Source organism: Rhodanobacter sp. Soil772 (assembly GCF_001428385.1).
Classification (GTDB): domain Bacteria; phylum Pseudomonadota; class Gammaproteobacteria; order Xanthomonadales; family Rhodanobacteraceae; genus Rhodanobacter.
In genome coordinates, this window is the sequence record NZ_LMSK01000001.1 from 549,758 (window position 1) to 567,974 (window position 18,217).

The window sequence follows — 18,217 nt, forward strand, 5'->3', positions numbered from 1 at the left end:
CATCAATGCCAAGGTACTGCTGCTATCGAGGACTTGGATCCTGCAAAGCTAGAGCAGGAACTCCAGGACAGCCGTAATAGGCGCTTGGCGAGCGAGAGCGAGCTGAAGGATCGGCTCCGGGTACTCTTTCGACGGCCACGCAGTGACATCGAAAGTTTGAATAAAATCGAGCGCACTCTCGCGCAGACTATCGTATTGCAGACATCGCGTCATAACGACCCACGTTGCCTGACGTGCGGGAGCCAAGATGTCTTGGCACTACCTTCAATTACGGCGGATCTTTCAGGGCGGCCAGTCAATACTGGCTTCGTTCACCCGGGCTGTATTGGGCGCTTATGGCACTCGTTCAGTCCCGATATGCGTCTGATGATGACTCCTAAACGAGTGGCTTATGACGCACAAGGGCGACGGTTGAGTGACGACATGCAGAGCGTGCCGGCATGAGTTCGACTACACGAGCGCGCGTAGATGCACGGTTAGGTGGTGACGGTTACGCGATTGACACCACTCTATTTGGCGGTATGGGCGATGTGTGGCTATTGTCGCGCCAGGATCCGCCCAAAGATCCCCGTTTCGAGGCACGCGTGGCGGTCAAGACCTTCCACATTGACATTTCAGAAAAGTTGGTTGTCAACGAACTCACGAACTGGCTTGGTCTATGCCACCCTCGGATTACGCCGCTGCTGGCGATCGACTATCTCAACTGGCACCTCGCCGCTGTTATGCCCCGCATGGACGGGTCGCTTTACGAGGTCATTACCAAGAAGTCCTTTGAGCCAACTGTCGCTATGGGCATCGTGCGGGACATTCTATTTGCTCTTGAGTTTGCCCTTGGCGAGTTGGGCATCTACCACTTGGATATCAAACCACAAAATATCCTATGGCTTAATAGCCCGACTAACGTGAAGGTTGCCGACTGGGGTATTTCTCGGCTCGCCAGCGCGCGTGCCACGACCGCAGGCATGGGTAACGCTTCAGCCACTTTTACCAGCGCCGCAGGCACGCCAGGTTATATGGGGCCAGAACGCTTCGATCCCGAATGGCCCATAACAGCGGCCTCAGACCTTTACTCCTTAGGACTCGTCGCCAGTGAGCTCGTAGTGGGAGCCTTTGTGACAGACCTTATTCGCAAACATGGTTTCAATGAGCATGGGTTGACTGCTTTGAACAGTGCTGCAGCCAAGGTTGCCAATCAAATAGGAGGCTCGCTGGGTGACTTCATTGCTCAATGTACGGCGCTTGATCCCCGTCAGAGGCCTGCGTCATTTACGGATGCGCTCAGACTGCTCGCCGACAGGTGACACCACGGGAGATTAATGCATGCCATCGCATATACCTTCGTCAACCGCGACATCTCAGGTGCTTGCGGAAGTCGTCAATCTCATGATTCAAGCTAACAACTATCGGCGCATCAACCAGGTAGAAGATTTCTACAGCATTCGTAAGCGTGTGATCGCCCTTTCTGTTCCGCTGCTGGAAACGACGACGACAATTAGCGGAGACACCCTCACCTTAATCGATGCCCTCACTGATCTAGGCTCGCGTCCTCGTGCGGTTGCCGCACTGGAGCGTGCAGTACGCGTTCTGGCTGACGGCGCCCCAGCCGAGGTGAAACAGCGTCTCAGGCAACTAATTGAGGAGACGAAATTCGGGCCACCGGCTGATGGCGGGCAGACCCTGGACGTCTGCCGGTTCTACGCGTGTCAAGCATGTGGCCGGCTTCACAGGACCTTTGCCAGTGGATGCCCTTCATGTGGCTTCTTGCCCAACACAGATCACGAGATCGCTGTCGCAACGTTGCTTACGCATCCATTGTTGGAAATGAATCTAGTTGTCTCGATTGCCTTGCGCATAAAACGCGGCGAAGAGTTCGAAGAATTTGCTGAGGACCTTGATGTCAAGGCAGTCCAGCGCATGAAAAGTCAAGGCTGGTTGGTCTATCTCGAACAACAGCGCAAGTTGATCGTAGAGGAGGGTGTCGACTGGCTGCTCACCCTGCCTGAGGTGTCAGGTTGCCCTCAGTGTCAACACACTATACCCACTTCGGACACGACGGTCTGCCCGAAGTGCAGCGGGTGTATCAGCTTCCCATCGATGCAGCGGGCCATCATTGCTGCCGATCGGCTGGTAGGTCTGATCGAGGACTTTATCCTCCTCGACCCTACGGACCGAGCTAAGCAGATGCTCAGTTCTCTCATCAACATGCGCGACAATGCATTTTTTTACCAAGCCATCCCTTCTCCAGAAAGCCTAATGGTTTTCCGCAACTACTGGGATGGCCAGGTGGACTTGTGGGATTGGGATCTCGAATACACGTTTCGCCTCCGTGACGGACAATTTATTTCGGCCGAGAACAAGGGAGTGCCCAGCACTGTCAAGGATGCCAAAGCCAAGCAGTTCGCGGGCGAACTGTTTTTGTTTAAACATTGGCTCTTTCACGAGACCGCCGTCACCTAACGTTCTTCATTCGGCTGCTCGTGGAAAACAGGGAACGGGGCAGGTTCACTTATCTTGAATGCGCTTGATCGCACGGCGGTTGGAGGGGTGATCGCTCGTCGGTGAAGCGTAGGATCTTGGTCTCGACCATCAGGAAGTTGTCAGCGGAAAAAGTTGTCAGGGACAATTCCAGGTGAGTCCAGCGTCCCGGTCGCTGACTCAGCAACTAGGGTCCACAGACTCACCCGCAACCCCAAAACTCCCAAGCCCGAGCCTCCCAAGCCTTGCGCGCAACGCCCAGACCGTTGCACGCAAGGTTTCCTGCTTTGTGTCCAACCCTCAGACTTTCGCGCCCGACCCTCGCGACCTCGCAACGACAATGTTCGAAGCACCCCGCGCGACGCTTTCGGAATTAGTCGCGAGGGTTTTTCAGTCGCGGGCGACCGTTTGACCCTCGCGCTCGCCGTCGAGGACCCTTGCACTCCAAGGCTTTCAACTTTGCGCTTCGGAGTTTTTCGCTTGCAGGCATAGATGAATCGGTTGCGAACGAAGGTCGCAGGGCTGCGCACGAAGGGGAAACCGTTGCGGACGGAGTCCTGACGGTGGCAGGCGAGGGTGGAGAACGTCGCGAGCGGAAGTAGCGGAGTGGCGAGTGGGGCGTTTCCCGTTGTGTCCGTGCATTCCGCGGAGTATTTCGGATTATTCCGACAGGCGCGTGAGGTTCGGAGCCACACGGCTGGGCGCTGCGGGCCAGTAGGCTGCGCGGGCCGGCAATCGGCCGGCGTTACCAGGGAAGTATGTTCACATGACCCAGAATCTGGTCGATCTCGATTTCACCGCCGATACGCTCGCCGCCATCGACGCCGCCCTTGCCGCGCTGGAGGCCGGTTTCGCCGGTCTGCTGGCGCTGACGCCGGATCAGCGTCAGGGGCTCACCAAGATGGGCGACAAGTCCGAGGCGTTCTGCCGCAAGGCGGATGCGGTGTTCGGCGAGAACCTTGCCATCCTGCCGGCCAACTTCGACCTGGCGGCCTACCGTCGCGACCTGGCCACGCTGGATGCGCTGCGCCCGCGCCTGGCGCGGCTTTCCAAGTTGAGCCAGCGCGGCGACGACACGCAGATGGCCGTGGGCAGCGACCTGATGACCAATGCGCTGGAGGGTTACGCGGTGCTCAAGGTCACCGGCAAGGGGCAGGGCGTGGATGACCTGCGCAAGATGCTCGCCACCCGCTTCGCCCGCGGCCCGCGCCCGCCGTCGACGCCCGACGCGCCAGCCCAACCCGCGGCAGCCTGATCGCCGCGAGTTTCCGCCCGACATGCTGCATGAAGTGAAGAGCCCCGCATCGCGGGGCTTTTTTTCGGGGGTGACTGCGATAGCTCGTGGTGGCTTGATCATGTGAAAACCACAGTTTACACTTTGTCCGTGTTTGAACTGGTCAAATCCGCGACGTTCGATGCCTGTTCGGTAGCCTGCGCGATGCCCGCGCCAAGGCACGGATCGCGGCGCGGCTTGATCGCATCGCCGACGGAAACTTGGGCGACGTCAAGCCGGTAGGCGGCGGAGTCAGCGATCTGCGGATCGACTACGGACCCGGTTATCGGGTGTACTTCATGCAGCGCGGTGCGGTGCTCGTGGTGGTGCTGGCAGGTGGCGACAGGCGCACCCAGCGTATCGACATCAAGACAGCCCAGCGCATTGCAGACGAGTGGGAGCGTGGATCATGAAAGGCGTGCGCGAGACTTTTTCCCGTTACGACAGTGCCGACCACCTCAAGACCGAGGCGGACATCGCCGCTTACCTCGAAGCTTGCGCGGAGGAAGCGCCCAACGATCCCGTGTTCATGCTGAAAGCCCTCGGCACGGTGGCGCGCGCACGCAACATGAGCCAGCTGGCCGAGGCTGCCGGCATGACCCGAGCCGGGCTGTACAAGGCGTTGTCGGGTGAAGGCAACCCCAGTCTCGCCAACACCATGAAGGTGGCGAAAGCGCTCGGCTATCGACTGGCCCTGGTGCCTGATCGGGAGTGATGTTGCGTGGCCGGGGGAAAAGGTGTCGGGGACAATTTGATGGATCGGGAAAAGGTGTCAGGGACGAATGGCGCTTACTTAAGCTCGTCATCCCAGCGAAAGCGGGGATCCAGCGCCTCTGGCAGCCTGAAGTCACTGGATTCCCGCTTTCGCGGGAATGACGGAAACCGGAGCTTTGCGCTTAAGTAAGTGCCATTCGTGTCAGGGACAATTTGGCGGATCCGTTTCATCGAGCCGCTTGCCGCGCTGGCGGTGCTCGACAGCTTGGGCCGTGTTTGATCAAGACAAGCAGGTAAGGAGTCACACCATGTTGCGCACCATCCTGAAATACGGCGTGATCGCGGGCCTGGTCGTCGGCGGCTTCGAGCTCGTCACCTTCACCGCGTTCTCGGGGATGCCACCGCTGAAGTACGGCATGCTGATCGGCTACACGACCATGCTGATCGCACTGAGCGCGGTGTTCGTGGGGATCAAGCGGCACCGCGACGTGGACCGGGGCGGGGTGATCGGGTTCTGGCCGGCGTTCGGGGTCGGGCTGGGAGTGAGTTTCATCGCCGGGATCTTTTACGTGGCCGCGTGGGAAGCGGTGCAGGCGATCACGCACATGGATTTCGCCACTTCCTATTCGGACGCGATCATCGCGAGCGAGCAGGCGAAGGGCGCGAGCGCCGAGGCGTTGGCGAAGCTGAGCGCCGACATGGCGGCGTTCAAGGTCCAGTACGCGAACCCGCTGTTCCGCCTGCCGATGGTATTCGCGGAGATCTTCCCGGTCGGCGTGCTGGTATCGCTGGTCTCGGCAGGGCTGCTGCGCAACAGCCGGTTCTTGCCTGCGCGGCGTGGTTGAAGCGTTTTACGAGCGCCGGCCGGGGCGGTGGCGCGCTGCGCGGGTTTCAAACCATGCAGTTTTTATTCGCGAAAGAGCGCTCTCGACGGCGGAATGCAGACCAGGGCTGGCAGCCATGAGGTTGCCTACCGGGAATCTCGAATAACCGCCTTTTGCTCGTCATTCCCGCGAAAGCGGGAAACGCTCCACAACAGCGAAGCTGGTCATCCAAGTTGCTGTTACGCAAAGTCAAAATGGATTCCCGCTTTCGCGGGAATGACGTCATCGGGGCGAGGTTGCTTACCGCAAGGCTTCCGCGTGGTAACGCATGGCTACGTCGCACCTTTCATAGCGTGCGCCATACCGGGCCATGATTTCCGCATCGTGCTGGAAGCCGAGCTTCTCGTACAGGTGAATGGCAGCGGCGCATTTGGCGTTGGTGAGCAGGTACAGCGGCTCGGCTCCCAGCGAGCTTGCCCGGTCGATGATCGCGGAGAGTAGAAACTCCCCGGCCTTCATGCCGCGTGCCGACTCGCGCACACCCATCTTGGTGAGCTCGTAGCTGGTAGCTCCTGTCTTCTGAAGGGCGCATGCACCGACGATCCCAAGCCCGCTTGCCTCGACAAAGAGAATGACGCCACCGGCGTCGATGATCCTCGCTCGCGGGTTCTCCAGTACATCCCGGTCGGTTGCTTCGAGGCGGAACATGGCATGGATCCATTCCGCATTGATGTCCCGGAAGTGCACCGCGAGATCATCGTTGAACTCATGGAGGGTAAGGACGTCGCTCATGGCGCATACGGCTTTGTGGGGAGAAAAGTATCCTAACCGCTTGCCAGGGTGAGGTGATCGGCGGGCGTGGCCCGGAACGAGAGACCGGTGCAGTCATGCGAACCGCGATACTGTTACCGTGCTGGCGGTGCGATGCCAACGCGAAGACGATTGCCGCTGACCACCCGTTCCGGAAACCTCAGACTCTGACCGCCGTTTTCTTTCATGTACACGCCTCGCGAGGGCTGAACCATGCTTACGAAATATCTGGCAAGTTTCGTTTTGGCGGGCGTGTTGTTCGCCGTCAGCGCTGTGGCCCAGGACGCCAAGCCGCAGCACGTCGCGCCCGAGGTCGCGGCGGATGGTGCGATCACTACGCTCGGTGCGCGTTTTCCATTTTCGGTCTACGCCTCGAAAGAAGCGCTCAAGCGTTTCCAGGAGATGTTGGTCGAGGACCGCAACGCGCCTGACTTTGATGGCCCGGTCGAGGCTACCCGCGCGTATTACGACAAGATCGATTCCAGTCGCGTTGAGCGCATGAAAAAGCTCTATCCGGTCCGGATCGAGGCATTGAGGATCGGTGGTGTACCGGTCGATATCGTCACTGCCGCGAATGTGAAAACGGACACGCAACGCGTGTTGATCAACTTGCACTGGGGCGGCTTTCTCTTTGGCGCCGGCAACGGTGGCCTGGTCGAGTCGATCCCGGTCGCGAGCCTGTCGAAGATCACGGTGATCAGCGTGGATTACCGAATGGGACCCGAGCACACGTTTCCCGCGGCGAGCGAGGACGTGGAGAAGGTCTACCGCGAGCTGCTCAAGCGGTACAAGCCGCAGGATATCGGCTTGTACGGCTGCTCGGCGGGCGGCGCACTGACGGCCGAATCGGTGGCCTGGTTTGCGAGCAAGAAGTTGCCCGCACCCGGCGCGATCGGCATCTTCTGCGCGGGCGTGGTCGGGTTTGGCGGCGACTCGGCCTATGTCGCCTCGCTGCTCAATGCCCGGCCGGTGCCGCTTGAATCGTCAATGGATTTGAATGCACTGCCGTATTTCCACGGCATCGATATGGACAATCCGTTGGTCCTCCCCGGCCGCTCACCTGCAGTGCTGGCGAAATTTCCGCCGACCCTGTTGATTTCCGGGACGCGCGACGAGGAATTGAGTGCGGTGCTGCGTACCGAAGACCTCCTGACCCAGGCCGGCGTGCCGACTGAACTGCATGTCTGGGACGGCATGTGGCACCGTTTTTTCGCCGATCCGGAATTGCCCGAATCGAAGGCAGCGTATGCGGTGATGGCGCGGTTTTTCGATCGCCATCTCGGCCACGCCTTGATCGCTGCCTCGAAGAAATCCTGAGCCTTCCGGAACCTCCTCGACTCGTACCGCCATGTACCCATCTTGATGATGTTGCGCTCCAGCGCGTCGAGATCGAGGATCCGGCAGGGCGTCTGGATCTCCGCCTCGTCCATGCCCGGCAGGGCGGGGATGTCGTAGCCGACTTCGTAGTCGGCGAAATCCATCGTTGCGTTCACGGGAATCTCCGCAGTGCTCAAGGGGCTTGTCGGGATCGACACGGCTCCGGCCCATGATGACATTGGCGCGCTTGCCCGAAGAAATTCACGGAAACGGCTGCGACAGGCCCGATGCGGCGCGCAGCATCCGATTACCTGTCTTGATCGCACAACCTTGGCGAGCGCCAACACGGAGGAACGTCATGAAGCTTTGGACGATTGCCCTATGCCTGCTGGCCGCGTGCGCAAGCGCGCATGCAGCGACGGCGGTTTGGCGACCCGCGGCTGGAAACGCTCAAATGCCGATCTGGCCGGGAGCGGCGCCTGACGCACAACAAGTTCCCGGTCCGGAAACGGCGAAGGTGAGCGACAAGTTGTTGGCCGGCAAGCCGGTCACCGCGGTGACCAATGTGACCAGGCCCACGATGACGGTCTATGCGCCCAAGGGAAAGAACACGGGAGCGGCGGTCGTGGTGTTTCCGGGCGGCGGTTTCCATATCCTGGCCATGGATCTCGAAGGCACCGAAAGCTGCGACTGGCTGACAGCCAGAGGCATCACCTGTGTGCTGTTGAAGTATCGCGTTCCGAGCATTCCTTATGTCTGGCAATGCGATTGCCGCCCGCACAGCCGCGAGCTGTCGGTGCCGTCATTGCAGGACGCCCAGCGGACGATGCGGCTGGTGCGCCATCACGCCGCGGAGTGGCACATCGATCCGCACAAGATTGGCGTGCTCGGCTTTTCGGCGGGTGGCTATCTGGTGGCGGAGATCAGCACGAACTTCGCGCGGCGCTTGTATGCACCCGTGGACGCTGCCGACAAGGAAAGTGCCCGTCCGGATTTCGCCATGCCCATCTATCCGGGACATCTGGCGATGAATGACGGCAAGTTGAACCCCAATGTTCCGGTCTCCCGCGACACACCGCCGACGTTTCTGGTGCAGGCAGAAGACGACAACGTGGACGGTGTGGATCAGACGCTGGTCTACTACACCGCCCTGAAGGACGCCGGCGCACCGGTGGAGATGCACCTGTACGCGCATGGCGGGCATGCGTTCGGGGTGCGGCCGACCTCGAACCCGGTCACGCGCTGGCCTGCCTTGGCCGAGACATGGTTGGGCACCATCGGGATGATTCCCGCTGCGGGCCGATAGACTGGGTTCCAGGAAAGCGGATGGCGTGGCGGTCCAGGTTGAGCCAACTCAGGGACGACATGTTGCACGTGCCGGGTGTTCAATACATGCGGCGCCGGAGGATTGCCGTTCGATCGAGAAGTCCGGTGACCGTCGCATCGGCAAGCGGCGCAGGCGGCAACTGGCCTCACCCGATGCATCCACGAGAGAGCAAGCAGCATGAAGGCATTCATCGTTGACCGGTACAGCAAGAAGGACCCGATGCGGCTTGGCGACATGCCGGAGCCCGAGCTTCGTGACGACGATGTGCTGATCGAGGTGCATGCCGCAGGTTTGAACGTGCTGGATTCCAAGATCAAAAGCGGCGAGTTCAAGCTGATCCTGCCTTACCGCATGCCGCTTGTGCTGGGTCATGACGTGGCTGGCGTCGTGACTCGGATTGGATCGCTGGTTCGGCAATTCAACGTGGGCGACGAAGTCTATTCGCGAGTGCCCGATCGCCGCATCGGCACGTTTGCGCAGTTCATCGCCGTGAATGAAAACGATGTCGCGCCCAAGCCCGGGAACCTCACCATGGAAGAAGCGGCGTCGATCCCGCTGGTCGGCTTGACTGTCTGGCAGGCTTTGGTTGAACGAGCCCATCTGCAGAGAGGGCAGAAGATTTTCATCCAGGCGGGGTCGGGCGGCGTCGGCACCTTCGCCATTCAACTGGCCAGGCATATCGGAGCCACGGTAGCCACCACCACGAGCAGTGCCAACACCGGCCTGGTGAAGAGCCTCGGCGCGGACCTCGTCGTCGATTACAAGAAGGACGATTTCGAGAAGGTTCTGCAGGACTACGATGTGGTCCTGCATAGCCAGGATGCGGCAGCGCTGCAGAAATCCCTGCGCGTGTTGAAACCCGGCGGAGCACTCATCTCGATTTCCGGACCTCCCGATCCCGCCTTCGCAAAAGCCATCGGAGCGCCGTGGTTCGTGAGCCTCATCGTCCGCCTGCTGAGTGCCGGGGTCAGGAAAAAAGCGGCCCGTCGCGATCTGAAGTACTCGTTCCTCTTCATGTTGGCCAATGGACACCAGCTGCGCGAGATCACCCGGCTCATCGAGGCCGGGGCCATCCGCCCGGTGATCGATCGTGTCTTTCCGTTCGAGTCGGCCAACGAGGCTCTTGCGTACATTGAAGCGGGCCGCGCGAAGGGCAAGGTCGTCGTCAAGGTCAAGTGAGCGTGGTTTCCCATCCATGGGATCTTCCATGGAGATGGTGGCGTCAGCGACGATTTCTGGTGCGCCACGCTTTCTTCGCCTGTTGGAGATGGAAAGCAAACCGGCGTCGTTCTCGAGGTCATCACGCGCGCCCATTTCACATCCGCCCGTCCACGGCCATCGAACGAGGAAGCCCGACGCGAGCGACGCGCCGGGCTTCTGTGACCCTGGCAGACGCAGCGAATCAATCGCGCGACTTGGCCACCACGCTGCCGTCGTCCGGATCGACCAGCAGGTCGACGTCACTGCCGCTCCTGGTCCTGGCGTCGGCGCTCCACAGGCCGTGCCCGTACTCCACGTCATGGACGTTCTGGTAGCCGGCTGTAGCCAGTTTGGCCGTAACCTCGTCCTTGTTGAGCTTGGACGGTGCGCCGTTGACGTAGACCTTGCCGTTCACCGGTCCCACGGCGAGCTCGCCCCATTGCTTGTTGCCGCCGCGGGCCTTGCTGCGCCATACGCCGTCCTTGAACTTCAGGCCCTTGACCTCTTTGTAGCCGGCGTTGGCGATCGCGGTTTTGATGGCCTCTTCGCTCAATGCGCCAGTCGGCGGTTGGGTGGTCCAGGTGGAAATCGTGGTGGTGGTCTGGGTGGTCGTTGTAGCCGACTGTGCGGTGGCAGGCAGATCCTGTGCGAGGGCCACACTGCAAAGCGACAGTCCGATCAACAGGGGAAGTACGCGCTTGATCATGGGGAACTCCTTGGGTGCTGAAACGAATCGTGCCGCCAGCTTGCGCAGGCACCGTTCAAAAGAGTGCGGGCTTGCGGGTGACATTCCGCACCGACTCATGCAGCCAGCATGGGACCACCGTGTTCAGAACGACGGCGTGAAAGCGCGCGTGACTTTCGGGTGAAGGCAGGGCTGCGGTTCACGTACTTCAACGCGGCGGGCAAGCTTCGTCGCGCCGCCGCCGCACCTGACCGGAGCAACATGCTGATCTGGTGGGCGGCGTACTGCCGCCAGCCGGAACTGGCACTCGAACTGCTGGCCAAAGCTGCGCCGGACATGGGTGACACGGCCCTGTTGTGGCAACCCATGCTGCGCGATGTGCGCAAATTGCCGGGGTTCAAGAAAATCGTGATCGATCTTGGGTTGATCGATTACTGGCGTGTTTACGGCTGGTCCGATTTCTGCCATCCGCTCCGCGGCGATGATTTCACTTGCGACTAAGGGGATCTCGAATAACCGCTTTTTGCTCGCGGGAATGACGTCGTCGGGGGTGAGGTTTCTGGATCAACGGAGGTGTCAGGGACGCTTCCGGTATTGACCGGTAACATGGCGGTTCCGCCACTGCTTCGGCACGCTCCTCCATGTGTTCAAACATCGCTATCCGTCTGCTTGTTGCTTCACTGTGCCTGACCATCTCGCTCCCGCTGGCGGCCCGCGAACCGGGCGTACCAACCATCGGCCAGCAACGCGAGGCCGTGCTGTTCTGGCCGCAGGCGCAGCGCGAGGCGCAGTTCCGGAAGATGTACGAACGGTTTCCCAGCAACCGCGCGGCACACGGTACGCATGTGCGCGCGTTGCCGCAGGGCAAACCGCTGGTGCTGCCGGAGCAGGGTGGCTCAACGTTGCTCGTCAGCTACATGGACCAGCACCACCTCGCCGGCGTGATGGTGCTGCAGCACGGGCGCATCCGCCTGCAGCGTTATGCGCTGGGCTTCGGGCCGGAGCAGCGCTGGGAGTCGTTCTCGGTGGCGAAGTCGGTGACCTCCGCCTTGCTCGGCATTGCGCTGCAGCGGGGTGACATCCACGGCCTGGACGACACGCTGGGCACGTACATTCCGGAGTTGCGCGACAGCGCCTACGCCGAAGTCACGGTGCAGCAGTTGCTGACGATGACCTCCGGCGTGCACTGGAACGAGGACTACGCCGACGCGAAGTCGGACGTGGCGCAGATGTATCTCGGTGCCTGCGTCGACGGCCAGGCGCATGTGCTGTCGTACCTGAAGAAACAGCCGCGGCAATGGCCCGCCGGAACGCACTTCAACTACAACACCGCGGAAACCGACCTGCTCGGCATCCTGGTGCAGCGGGCCACGCACCGTTCGCTGGCGGCGTATCTCTCGCAGACGATCTGGCAGCCGTACGGCATGGCCGCCGATGCGTACTGGATCAAGGACGAGTGCGATGGCAGCGACACCGGCGGCAGCGGCTTGTCGGCCACGCTGGGCGACTACGCACGGCTGGGACAGTTTATGCTCGACGGCGGGCGCATCGCGGGTAAGCCGGTGATCGCCAAGGCGTGGCTGGACGGCGCGCTTCGCCGCCAGGAAAGCGTCGATGATCCCGACCGCGGCTACGGTTATCTGTGGTGGACGGATACCGACGGCAGCTATGCCGCGATCGGCATCTTCGGGCAGATGGTCTACGTCGACCCCGCGCGCCAGTTGGTGATCGCCCAGGTGGGCGCATGGCCGCATGCGACATCCAGCGAGCTGGTCGCCGCGCGGCGTGCGTTCGTGGCCGCCGTCAAGCGTGCGGTGGATGCGGAGCGGAAGTCGTCGACGCACTGAGTCGCGTGTGCCGACATCGAATCTCAGCCCCGTTTCCGCAGCGCCTCCACCAGCAACGAGAACGCGGGCGAAGGCTGCCGCCGGCTCGGGTAGTAGAGGTGGTAGCCGGGGAAGGGTGGACACCAGTCGGCGAGCACGCGTTGCAGCCGACCGTTGGCGATCTCCGCCTGAACCATGTCCTCGGGCACGCAGGCCAGGCCGAAGCCGTCGAGCGCGGCGGTGAGAATGTGGCGGGTGTTGTTGAAGATCAGTCGCCCTTCCACGCGCACGTTCAAGGGGTGGCCGTTCTTCTCGAACTCCCAGGCGTACAGGCCGCCATGGGTGAGGAAGCGGATGTTGATGCAGTCGTGGCCGGTGAGGTCGCGCGGTGTCTTGACCTTGGGGCGCGATGCCAGGTAGTCCGGTGAGCCGACCACGGCCATGCGCATCGGCGGGCCGATCGGCACGGCGATCATGTCCCTGGCCACCTGCTCACCGAGGCGGATGCCGGCGTCGAAGCGCTCGGCCACGATGTCGGTGAGGCTGGAATCGCTGATCACCTCGACGCGGATGTCCGGGTAGTCCGGCAGCAGCTTGCGCAGCACCGGCCACAGGATGGTGCTGGCGGCATGTTCGCCGGTGGTGATGCGCAGGGTGCCGCTGGGCTTGTCGCGCAATTCGCTCAGGTTGGCGAGGGCCGTGTCGATGTCCGCGAAGTTCGGCGTCAACGTGTTGAACAAGCGTTCGCCCGCTTCGGTGGGCGCCACGCTTCGCGTGCTACGGGTCAGCAGGCGCAGGCCGAGGCGGGCTTCCAGGGCACGGATGGTATGGCTGAGCGCCGATGGCGATACGCCGAGCTGCGCGGCGGCACGGGTGAAGCTGTGCTCGCGTGCCACGGCGAGAAAGGCCTGCAGGTCGTTGTAGTTCTCGCGTGCCATGAGGCGGTGGCCGATTGATGAGTATCGATCATAAGTGCATTCGAATTATGGGGTCTAATCAAGACAAGCCTGCGCGTTCAGACTACGCATGTCCCATTCCCCGCAGGGCGCCTCGAACAGCCCTGTTCCAAGCTCGTCATCCCAGCGAACGCTGGGATCCAGTGACTCCAATGCCTCACAAGGCACTGTGGATTCCAGCGTTCGCTGGAATGACGTCAGGGGAGCTTCGAGGTCCTCTACAGGAGCAACGTGATGCAAACGCGCACCCTCGGCCGCAATGGCCTTATCGTCTCCGCCCTCGGCTTCGGTTGCATGGGCCTGAACTACGGCTACGGCCCCGGCCTGGGCAAACAGGATGCGATCGCACTGATCCGTGACGCCTTCGCGAGCGGCGTGACGTTCTTCGACACCGCCGAAGCCTATGGCCCGTTCACCAACGAGGAACTGGTCGGCGAGGCGCTGGCGCCGATCCGCGACCAGGTGGTGATCGCGACCAAGTTCGGCTTCAAGGACGGCAATGTGTCGGCCGGCATGGACAGCCGGCCGACACGCATCCGCGAGGTGGCCGAGGCTGCGCTCAAGCGGTTGAAGACCGATCGCATCGACCTGTTCTACCAGCACCGCGTCGATCCGAACGTGCCGATGGAGGACGTGGCCGGCACCGTCAGGGAGCTGATCGACGAAGGCAAGGTGAAGCACTTCGGCCTCTCCGAAGCCGGCATGCAGTCGATCCGCCTTGCGCACGCGGTGCAGCCGGTCGCGACGCTGCAAAGCGAGTATTCGCTGTGGTGGCGCGAGCCGGAAAAGGACGTGCTGCCGACCTGCGAGGAGTTGGGCATCGGCTTCGTGCCGTTCAGTCCGCTCGGCAAGGGTTTCCTCACCGGCAAGATCGACGCGGACACGTCCTTTGCCAAGGACGATTTCCGCAACATCGTGCCGCGCTTTACGCCGGAAGCGCGCAAGGCGAACCAGGCCTTGGTCGATCTGCTCGGCCGCATCGCCGCCGGCATGCAGGCGACGCCGGCACAGATCGCGTTGGCGTGGCTGCTGGCGCAGCAGCCGTGGATCGTGCCGATTCCGGGTACGACCAAGCTGCATCGGCTGAAGGAGAACATCGGCGCCGCGGATATCGAGTTGAGTGCCGACGACCTGCGGCAGATCGCCGAGTCGCTGGCACAGATCCGGGTGCAGGGCGACCGGTATCCGGCGCACCTGGCGGCACGCGCGGGCAAGTGAACCCGCTCCTGCAGGCGCTTCGGACCGGATTGTCCGATGTGAGGGCGTCTCGAAAAGCTCCACATATTTTCCCATTCACCCACAGGAGCACGACCATGGAGATCATCCGCAACGGCTCGCAAGCCTCCGTCAAGGGGCGTGCCGAGCACTTCACTGGCAACGTCCGCATCGACTGGCAGTTCCAGCGCGGCGGTGAGTCGCGCGTGGCCGGTGCCAGCGTGACGTTCGAGCCGGGCGCGCGCAGCGCCTGGCATACCCATCCGCTCGGGCAGACGCTGATCGTCACGGCGGGCAAGGGCTGGACTCAGTGCGAAGGCGGCCCGATCGTCGAGATCAGCGCCGGCGACATCATCGGCTGCCCGTCGAACCACCGGCACTGGCACGGCGCCACGCCGACCACGGCGATGACCCACATCGCCATCCAGGAAGCGAAGGACGGCAAGGTGGTCGAGTGGATGGAGAAGGTGATCGATGAGGAATACCTTGTAGGCCCCATACCCTGATTCCGTTCAACCATCCCCCGGCAAGGAAAACTCCATGACCACCAAAGCCTACGGCGCGCACGCCGCCGACAAACCGCTGCAGCCCCTCGACATCGAACGCCGCGCGCCCGGCGCGCAGGACGTGCAGATCGACATCGCCTACTGCGGCGTCTGCCATTCCGACCTGCATACCGTGCGCTCCGAATGGGGCGGCACGCTGTATCCCTGCGTGCCTGGCCACGAGATCGTCGGCCACGTCAGCGCCGTGGGCAACGCCGTGGCCGGCTTCAAGGTCGGCGATACCGTGGGCGTGGGCTGCCTGGTCGGCAGCTGCCAGCATTGCGCGGCGTGCGACGAGGGGCTGGAGCAGTATTGCGAGAACGGCTTCGTCGGCACCTACAACGGCCCGACGGCGGACGCACCCGGGCACACGCTGGGCGGCTATTCGCAGCGCATCGTGGTGGACCGGAAATTCGTGCTGAAGATCCGCCACCCCGAATCGCAGCTCGCCGCGGTCGCGCCGCTGCTGTGCGCGGGCATCACCACGTACTCGCCGCTGCGGCACTGGCATGCCGGCCCGGGCAAGAAGGTCGGCGTGGTCGGCATCGGCGGGCTGGGCCACATGGGCGTGAAGATCGCGCACGCGATGGGCGCGCACGTGGTGGCGTTCACCACGTCGGAAGGCAAGCGCCAGGCGGCGCTGGATCTCGGCGCGGACGAAGTGGTGGTCTCGCGCAGTGAGAGCGAGATGAAGGTGCATGCCAACAGCTTCGACTTCATCCTCAATACCGTGGCCGCCAGCCATTCGCTGGATGCCTTCACCGGCCTGCTCAAGCGCGATGGCACCATGGTGCTGGTCGGTGTACCGGAGCATCCGCACCCGTCGCCGAGTGTCGCCAACCTGATCTTCAAGCGCCGCGCGATCGCCGGCTCGCTGATCGGCGGCATCGCCGAGACCCAGGAGATGCTGGATTTCTGCGCGGACAAGGGCATCGTCGCCGACATCGAAATGATCCCGGCACAGAAGATCGACGAGGCCTACGACCGCATGGTGAAGAGCGACGTGAAGTACCGCTTCGTCATCGACAACGCGACGCTCGCCGGCTAAGCCACTTCGCCGAAGCTGGGAGGTGCGGCTTTAGCTTTACTCCCTCTCCTGCGCAGCAGGGGAGGGCTGGGGAGGGGTGCTCTTCGTCAAGTCAAAAAGCTTCACCCCCTCGCCTGAAGGGCTCCCTGCGACCGAAGGAAGCCCCTTTGGGACAGGCAGGGAGGAGCAAGGCCCTCAAGCCACAAACTGCAGCCGCGCCAGCTCCGCATACAGCCCGCCCTCGGCCAGCAGACTTTCATGCGTGCCCTGCGCCACGATGCGGCCGCCGTCCATCACCACGATGCGGTCGGCGCGCTGCACGGTGGCGAGGCGGTGGGCGATCACCAAGGTGGTGCGGCCTTGTTCCAGCCGCGCCAGTGCCTGCTGGATGGCGGCCTCCGATTGCGCATCGAGTGACGAGGTGGCCTCGTCCAGCAACAACAGCGGTGCATCGCGCAGGATCGCGCGGGCGATCGCGATGCGCTGGCGCTGGCCGCCGGACAGGCGCACGCCGCGCTCGCCCAGTTCGGCGTCGTAGCCCTGGTCCAGCGCGCTGATGAACTCGTGCGCCTCGGCGGCGCGGGCGGCCTCGCGCACCTCGTCGTCGCCGGCGTCCTGGCGGCCGAAGCGGATGTTGTCCGCGGCGCTGCCGGCGAAGATCACGGTCTCCTGCGGCACCAGCGCGATCGCGCCGCGCAGGCCGGCCAGGGTGGTGGCGCGCAGGTCGATGCCGTCGACGCTGATGCTGCCGCTCTGCGGATCGTAGAAGCGCAGAAGCAGGGCGAACACCGTGCTCTTGCCGGCGCCGGACGGGCCGACCAGGGCCACCGTTTCGCCGGGGCGGACCGTCAGGGTGAAGTCGTGCAGCGCCGCCGCGTCGGGGCGGGTGGGGTAGTGGAAGGTGACGCCGTCGAAGCGCAGCTCGCCGCGCATCGGTTGCGGCAGCGCCTGCGGCTGCGCCGGGTCGACGATGTCGGCGCGTTCGCCGAGCAGTTCGCCGATGCGCTCCATCGCGCCGGCCGCACGCAACACGTCGCCCCACACTTCGGACAGTCCGGCCACCGAGCCGGCGGCGAACACCGCGTACAGCACGAACTGGCCCAGCACGCCGGCGCCCAGGGTGCCGGCCAGCACGTGGCGTGCGCCGGCCCACAGCACCAGGGTGATCGCGCCGAACACCAGCACGATCACGGCCATGGTCAGCAGCGAGCGCATGCCGATGCGCCGGCGCGCGGTGGCCAGGGCGCGGGCGATCGCGCTGCCGTAGCGGGTGCTTTCGATGCGCTCGCGCGCGTACGCCTTCACCGCGGTGGAGGCGTTCAGGGTTTCATTGGCGATCGCGGCGGCGTCGGCAAGGCGGTCCTGGCTGGCGCGCGACAGCTTCTGCACGCGGCGGCCGAACAGCAGGATCGGCAGCATCACTGCCGGGATCACCAGCGCGGTGAGGCCGGCCAGCGACGGCGCGGTCCACACCATCATGGCGCTGGCGCCGATCAGCATCACCACACTGCGCAGCGCCACCGACACGCCCGAGCCGATCAGCGCCTGCACCACCTCGGTGTCGGCGCTCAGCCGCGACAGCAGCTCGCCCACGCGGCTCTTCTCGAAGAAGCCCACGTCGAGGCGGATCACGTGCGCGTACAGCGTCTGCCGCAGCGAAGCGAGCGCGCGTTCGCTCAGCAGGGTGATGCAGAAGTAGCGCGCGGCGGTGGCGAAGGCCAGCACCAGCGCCACGCCGAACAGCACGATGAAGGTCTGGTTGATCACCGCCTGGCTGGAATGCCCGAAGCCCTGGTCGATGATGTGGCGGAACGCCATCGGCAGCGCCAGCGAGGCGCCGGAGGACAGCGCCAGGAACAGCAGCCAGCCGAGCGCGAGCGCGCGGTGCGGCTTCAGGAACGGCCAGAGTTCGCGCAGCGCGCCGATGCGGCGGACGGGACGGGAGGTGTCGGTGGCGGCGTCGCTCATGGGCTCTCGCAGGCGGATCAAGGATGGACGCGGCCCGCGCACGGGCGATCCGTTC

General features: G+C 63.2%; 18 protein-coding genes. 14 read left to right on the forward strand and 4 right to left on the reverse strand.

The window, feature by feature from the left end:
• The first annotated feature begins 440 nt into the window (after nucleotides 1–440).
• The 6 genes from ASG75_RS02725 to ASG75_RS02750 all read left to right on the forward strand — a co-directional run bounded on the left by ASG75_RS02725 (nucleotide 441) and on the right by ASG75_RS02750 (nucleotide 5,307).
• Nucleotides 441–1,301, forward strand: coding sequence for a serine/threonine-protein kinase (locus tag ASG75_RS02725; RefSeq protein WP_082547473.1), 861 nt, complete (start codon nucleotides 441–443; stop codon nucleotides 1,299–1,301).
• 19 nt (nucleotides 1,302–1,320) lie between these two features.
• Nucleotides 1,321–2,457: a hypothetical protein gene (locus tag ASG75_RS16175; protein WP_157616880.1), complete on the forward strand. Its 1,137-nt coding sequence runs from the start codon at nucleotides 1,321–1,323 to the stop codon at nucleotides 2,455–2,457.
• Nucleotides 2,458–3,241: 784 nt separating this feature from the next.
• Entirely contained in the window at nucleotides 3,242–3,730 is a 489-nt protein-coding gene (locus ASG75_RS02735; RefSeq protein WP_056385477.1) for a hypothetical protein, read from the forward strand.
• A gap of 146 nt (nucleotides 3,731–3,876) precedes the next feature.
• Nucleotides 3,877–4,161: a type II toxin-antitoxin system RelE/ParE family toxin gene (locus ASG75_RS02740; RefSeq protein ID WP_235580158.1), complete on the forward strand. Its 285-nt coding sequence runs from the start codon at nucleotides 3,877–3,879 to the stop codon at nucleotides 4,159–4,161.
• Nucleotides 4,158–4,463, forward strand: a complete 306-nt coding sequence (locus tag ASG75_RS02745; protein ID WP_056385481.1) for an addiction module antidote protein — start codon at nucleotides 4,158–4,160, stop codon at nucleotides 4,461–4,463. Before ASG75_RS02740 ends, ASG75_RS02745 begins: the two co-directional genes overlap by 4 nt.
• A 310-nt stretch (nucleotides 4,464–4,773) precedes the next feature.
• Nucleotides 4,774–5,307 carry a DUF4199 domain-containing protein gene (locus tag ASG75_RS02750; protein WP_200935581.1) on the forward strand — a complete coding sequence of 178 codons (534 nt, stop codon included), beginning with the start codon at nucleotides 4,774–4,776 and terminating at the stop codon, nucleotides 5,305–5,307.
• A 279-nt stretch (nucleotides 5,308–5,586) separates the two neighbouring features.
• On the opposite strand, the gene ASG75_RS02755 is transcribed toward ASG75_RS02750, so the two are convergent.
• Nucleotides 5,587–6,078: a GNAT family N-acetyltransferase gene (locus ASG75_RS02755; RefSeq protein ID WP_056385484.1), complete on the reverse strand. Its 492-nt coding sequence runs from the start codon at nucleotides 6,076–6,078 to the stop codon at nucleotides 5,587–5,589.
• Nucleotides 6,079–6,309: 231 nt separating this feature from the next.
• On the opposite strand from ASG75_RS02755, the gene ASG75_RS02760 reads away from it, so the two are divergent.
• From ASG75_RS02760 to ASG75_RS02770, 3 genes are all read left to right on the forward strand, one after another.
• On the forward strand, nucleotides 6,310–7,413 hold the full coding sequence (locus ASG75_RS02760) for an alpha/beta hydrolase (protein WP_056385485.1): 1,104 nt from the start codon (nucleotides 6,310–6,312) through the stop codon (nucleotides 7,411–7,413).
• A gap of 358 nt (nucleotides 7,414–7,771) precedes the next feature.
• Nucleotides 7,772–8,719, forward strand: a complete 948-nt coding sequence (locus ASG75_RS02765) for an alpha/beta hydrolase (protein ID WP_056385487.1) — start codon at nucleotides 7,772–7,774, stop codon at nucleotides 8,717–8,719.
• A 198-nt stretch (nucleotides 8,720–8,917) separates the two neighbouring features.
• Nucleotides 8,918–9,919: an NADP-dependent oxidoreductase gene (locus ASG75_RS02770; RefSeq protein WP_056385489.1), complete on the forward strand. Its 1,002-nt coding sequence runs from the start codon at nucleotides 8,918–8,920 to the stop codon at nucleotides 9,917–9,919.
• A 223-nt stretch (nucleotides 9,920–10,142) separates the two neighbouring features.
• Here ASG75_RS02770 and ASG75_RS02775 read toward each other — a convergent pair whose 3' ends face one another.
• Entirely contained in the window at nucleotides 10,143–10,646 is a 504-nt protein-coding gene (locus ASG75_RS02775; RefSeq protein ID WP_056385491.1) for a PepSY domain-containing protein, read from the reverse strand.
• Between the two features lie 159 nt (nucleotides 10,647–10,805).
• On the opposite strand from ASG75_RS02775, the gene ASG75_RS02780 reads away from it, so the two are divergent.
• Both ASG75_RS02780 and ASG75_RS02785 read left to right on the forward strand, forming a co-directional pair.
• The gene (locus tag ASG75_RS02780) at nucleotides 10,806–11,126 is read left to right on the forward strand and encodes a hypothetical protein (protein ID WP_056385493.1); all 321 of its coding nucleotides are present in this window, start codon (nucleotides 10,806–10,808) and stop codon (nucleotides 11,124–11,126) included.
• 140 nt (nucleotides 11,127–11,266) lie between these two features.
• A complete protein-coding gene (locus ASG75_RS02785; protein WP_056385495.1) occupies nucleotides 11,267–12,472 on the forward strand; it encodes a serine hydrolase in 1,206 nt (401 codons plus the stop codon).
• A 23-nt stretch (nucleotides 12,473–12,495) separates the two neighbouring features.
• Here ASG75_RS02785 and ASG75_RS02790 read toward each other — a convergent pair whose 3' ends face one another.
• On the reverse strand, nucleotides 12,496–13,389 hold the full coding sequence (locus ASG75_RS02790) for a LysR family transcriptional regulator (RefSeq protein WP_056385497.1): 894 nt from the start codon (nucleotides 13,387–13,389) through the stop codon (nucleotides 12,496–12,498).
• A gap of 252 nt (nucleotides 13,390–13,641) precedes the next feature.
• On the opposite strand from ASG75_RS02790, the gene ASG75_RS02795 reads away from it, so the two are divergent.
• The 3 genes from ASG75_RS02795 (at nucleotide 13,642) to ASG75_RS02805 (ending at nucleotide 16,215) form a co-directional block, all read left to right on the forward strand.
• Nucleotides 13,642–14,625, forward strand: coding sequence for an aldo/keto reductase (locus ASG75_RS02795; RefSeq protein WP_056385499.1), 984 nt, complete (start codon nucleotides 13,642–13,644; stop codon nucleotides 14,623–14,625).
• Between the two features lie 95 nt (nucleotides 14,626–14,720).
• Nucleotides 14,721–15,128, forward strand: coding sequence for a cupin domain-containing protein (locus ASG75_RS02800; protein WP_056385502.1), 408 nt, complete (start codon nucleotides 14,721–14,723; stop codon nucleotides 15,126–15,128).
• A 34-nt stretch (nucleotides 15,129–15,162) separates the two neighbouring features.
• Nucleotides 15,163–16,215 (forward strand): NAD(P)-dependent alcohol dehydrogenase, encoded by a 1,053-nt coding sequence (locus ASG75_RS02805; protein WP_056385503.1) that lies wholly within the window; start codon nucleotides 15,163–15,165, stop codon nucleotides 16,213–16,215.
• Between the two features lie 174 nt (nucleotides 16,216–16,389).
• Here the strand turns inward: ASG75_RS02805 and ASG75_RS02810 are convergent, their stop codons facing one another.
• On the reverse strand, nucleotides 16,390–18,162 hold the full coding sequence (locus ASG75_RS02810; RefSeq protein WP_056385506.1) for an ABC transporter transmembrane domain-containing protein: 1,773 nt from the start codon (nucleotides 18,160–18,162) through the stop codon (nucleotides 16,390–16,392).
• Nucleotides 18,163–18,217: the final 55 nt, after the last annotated feature.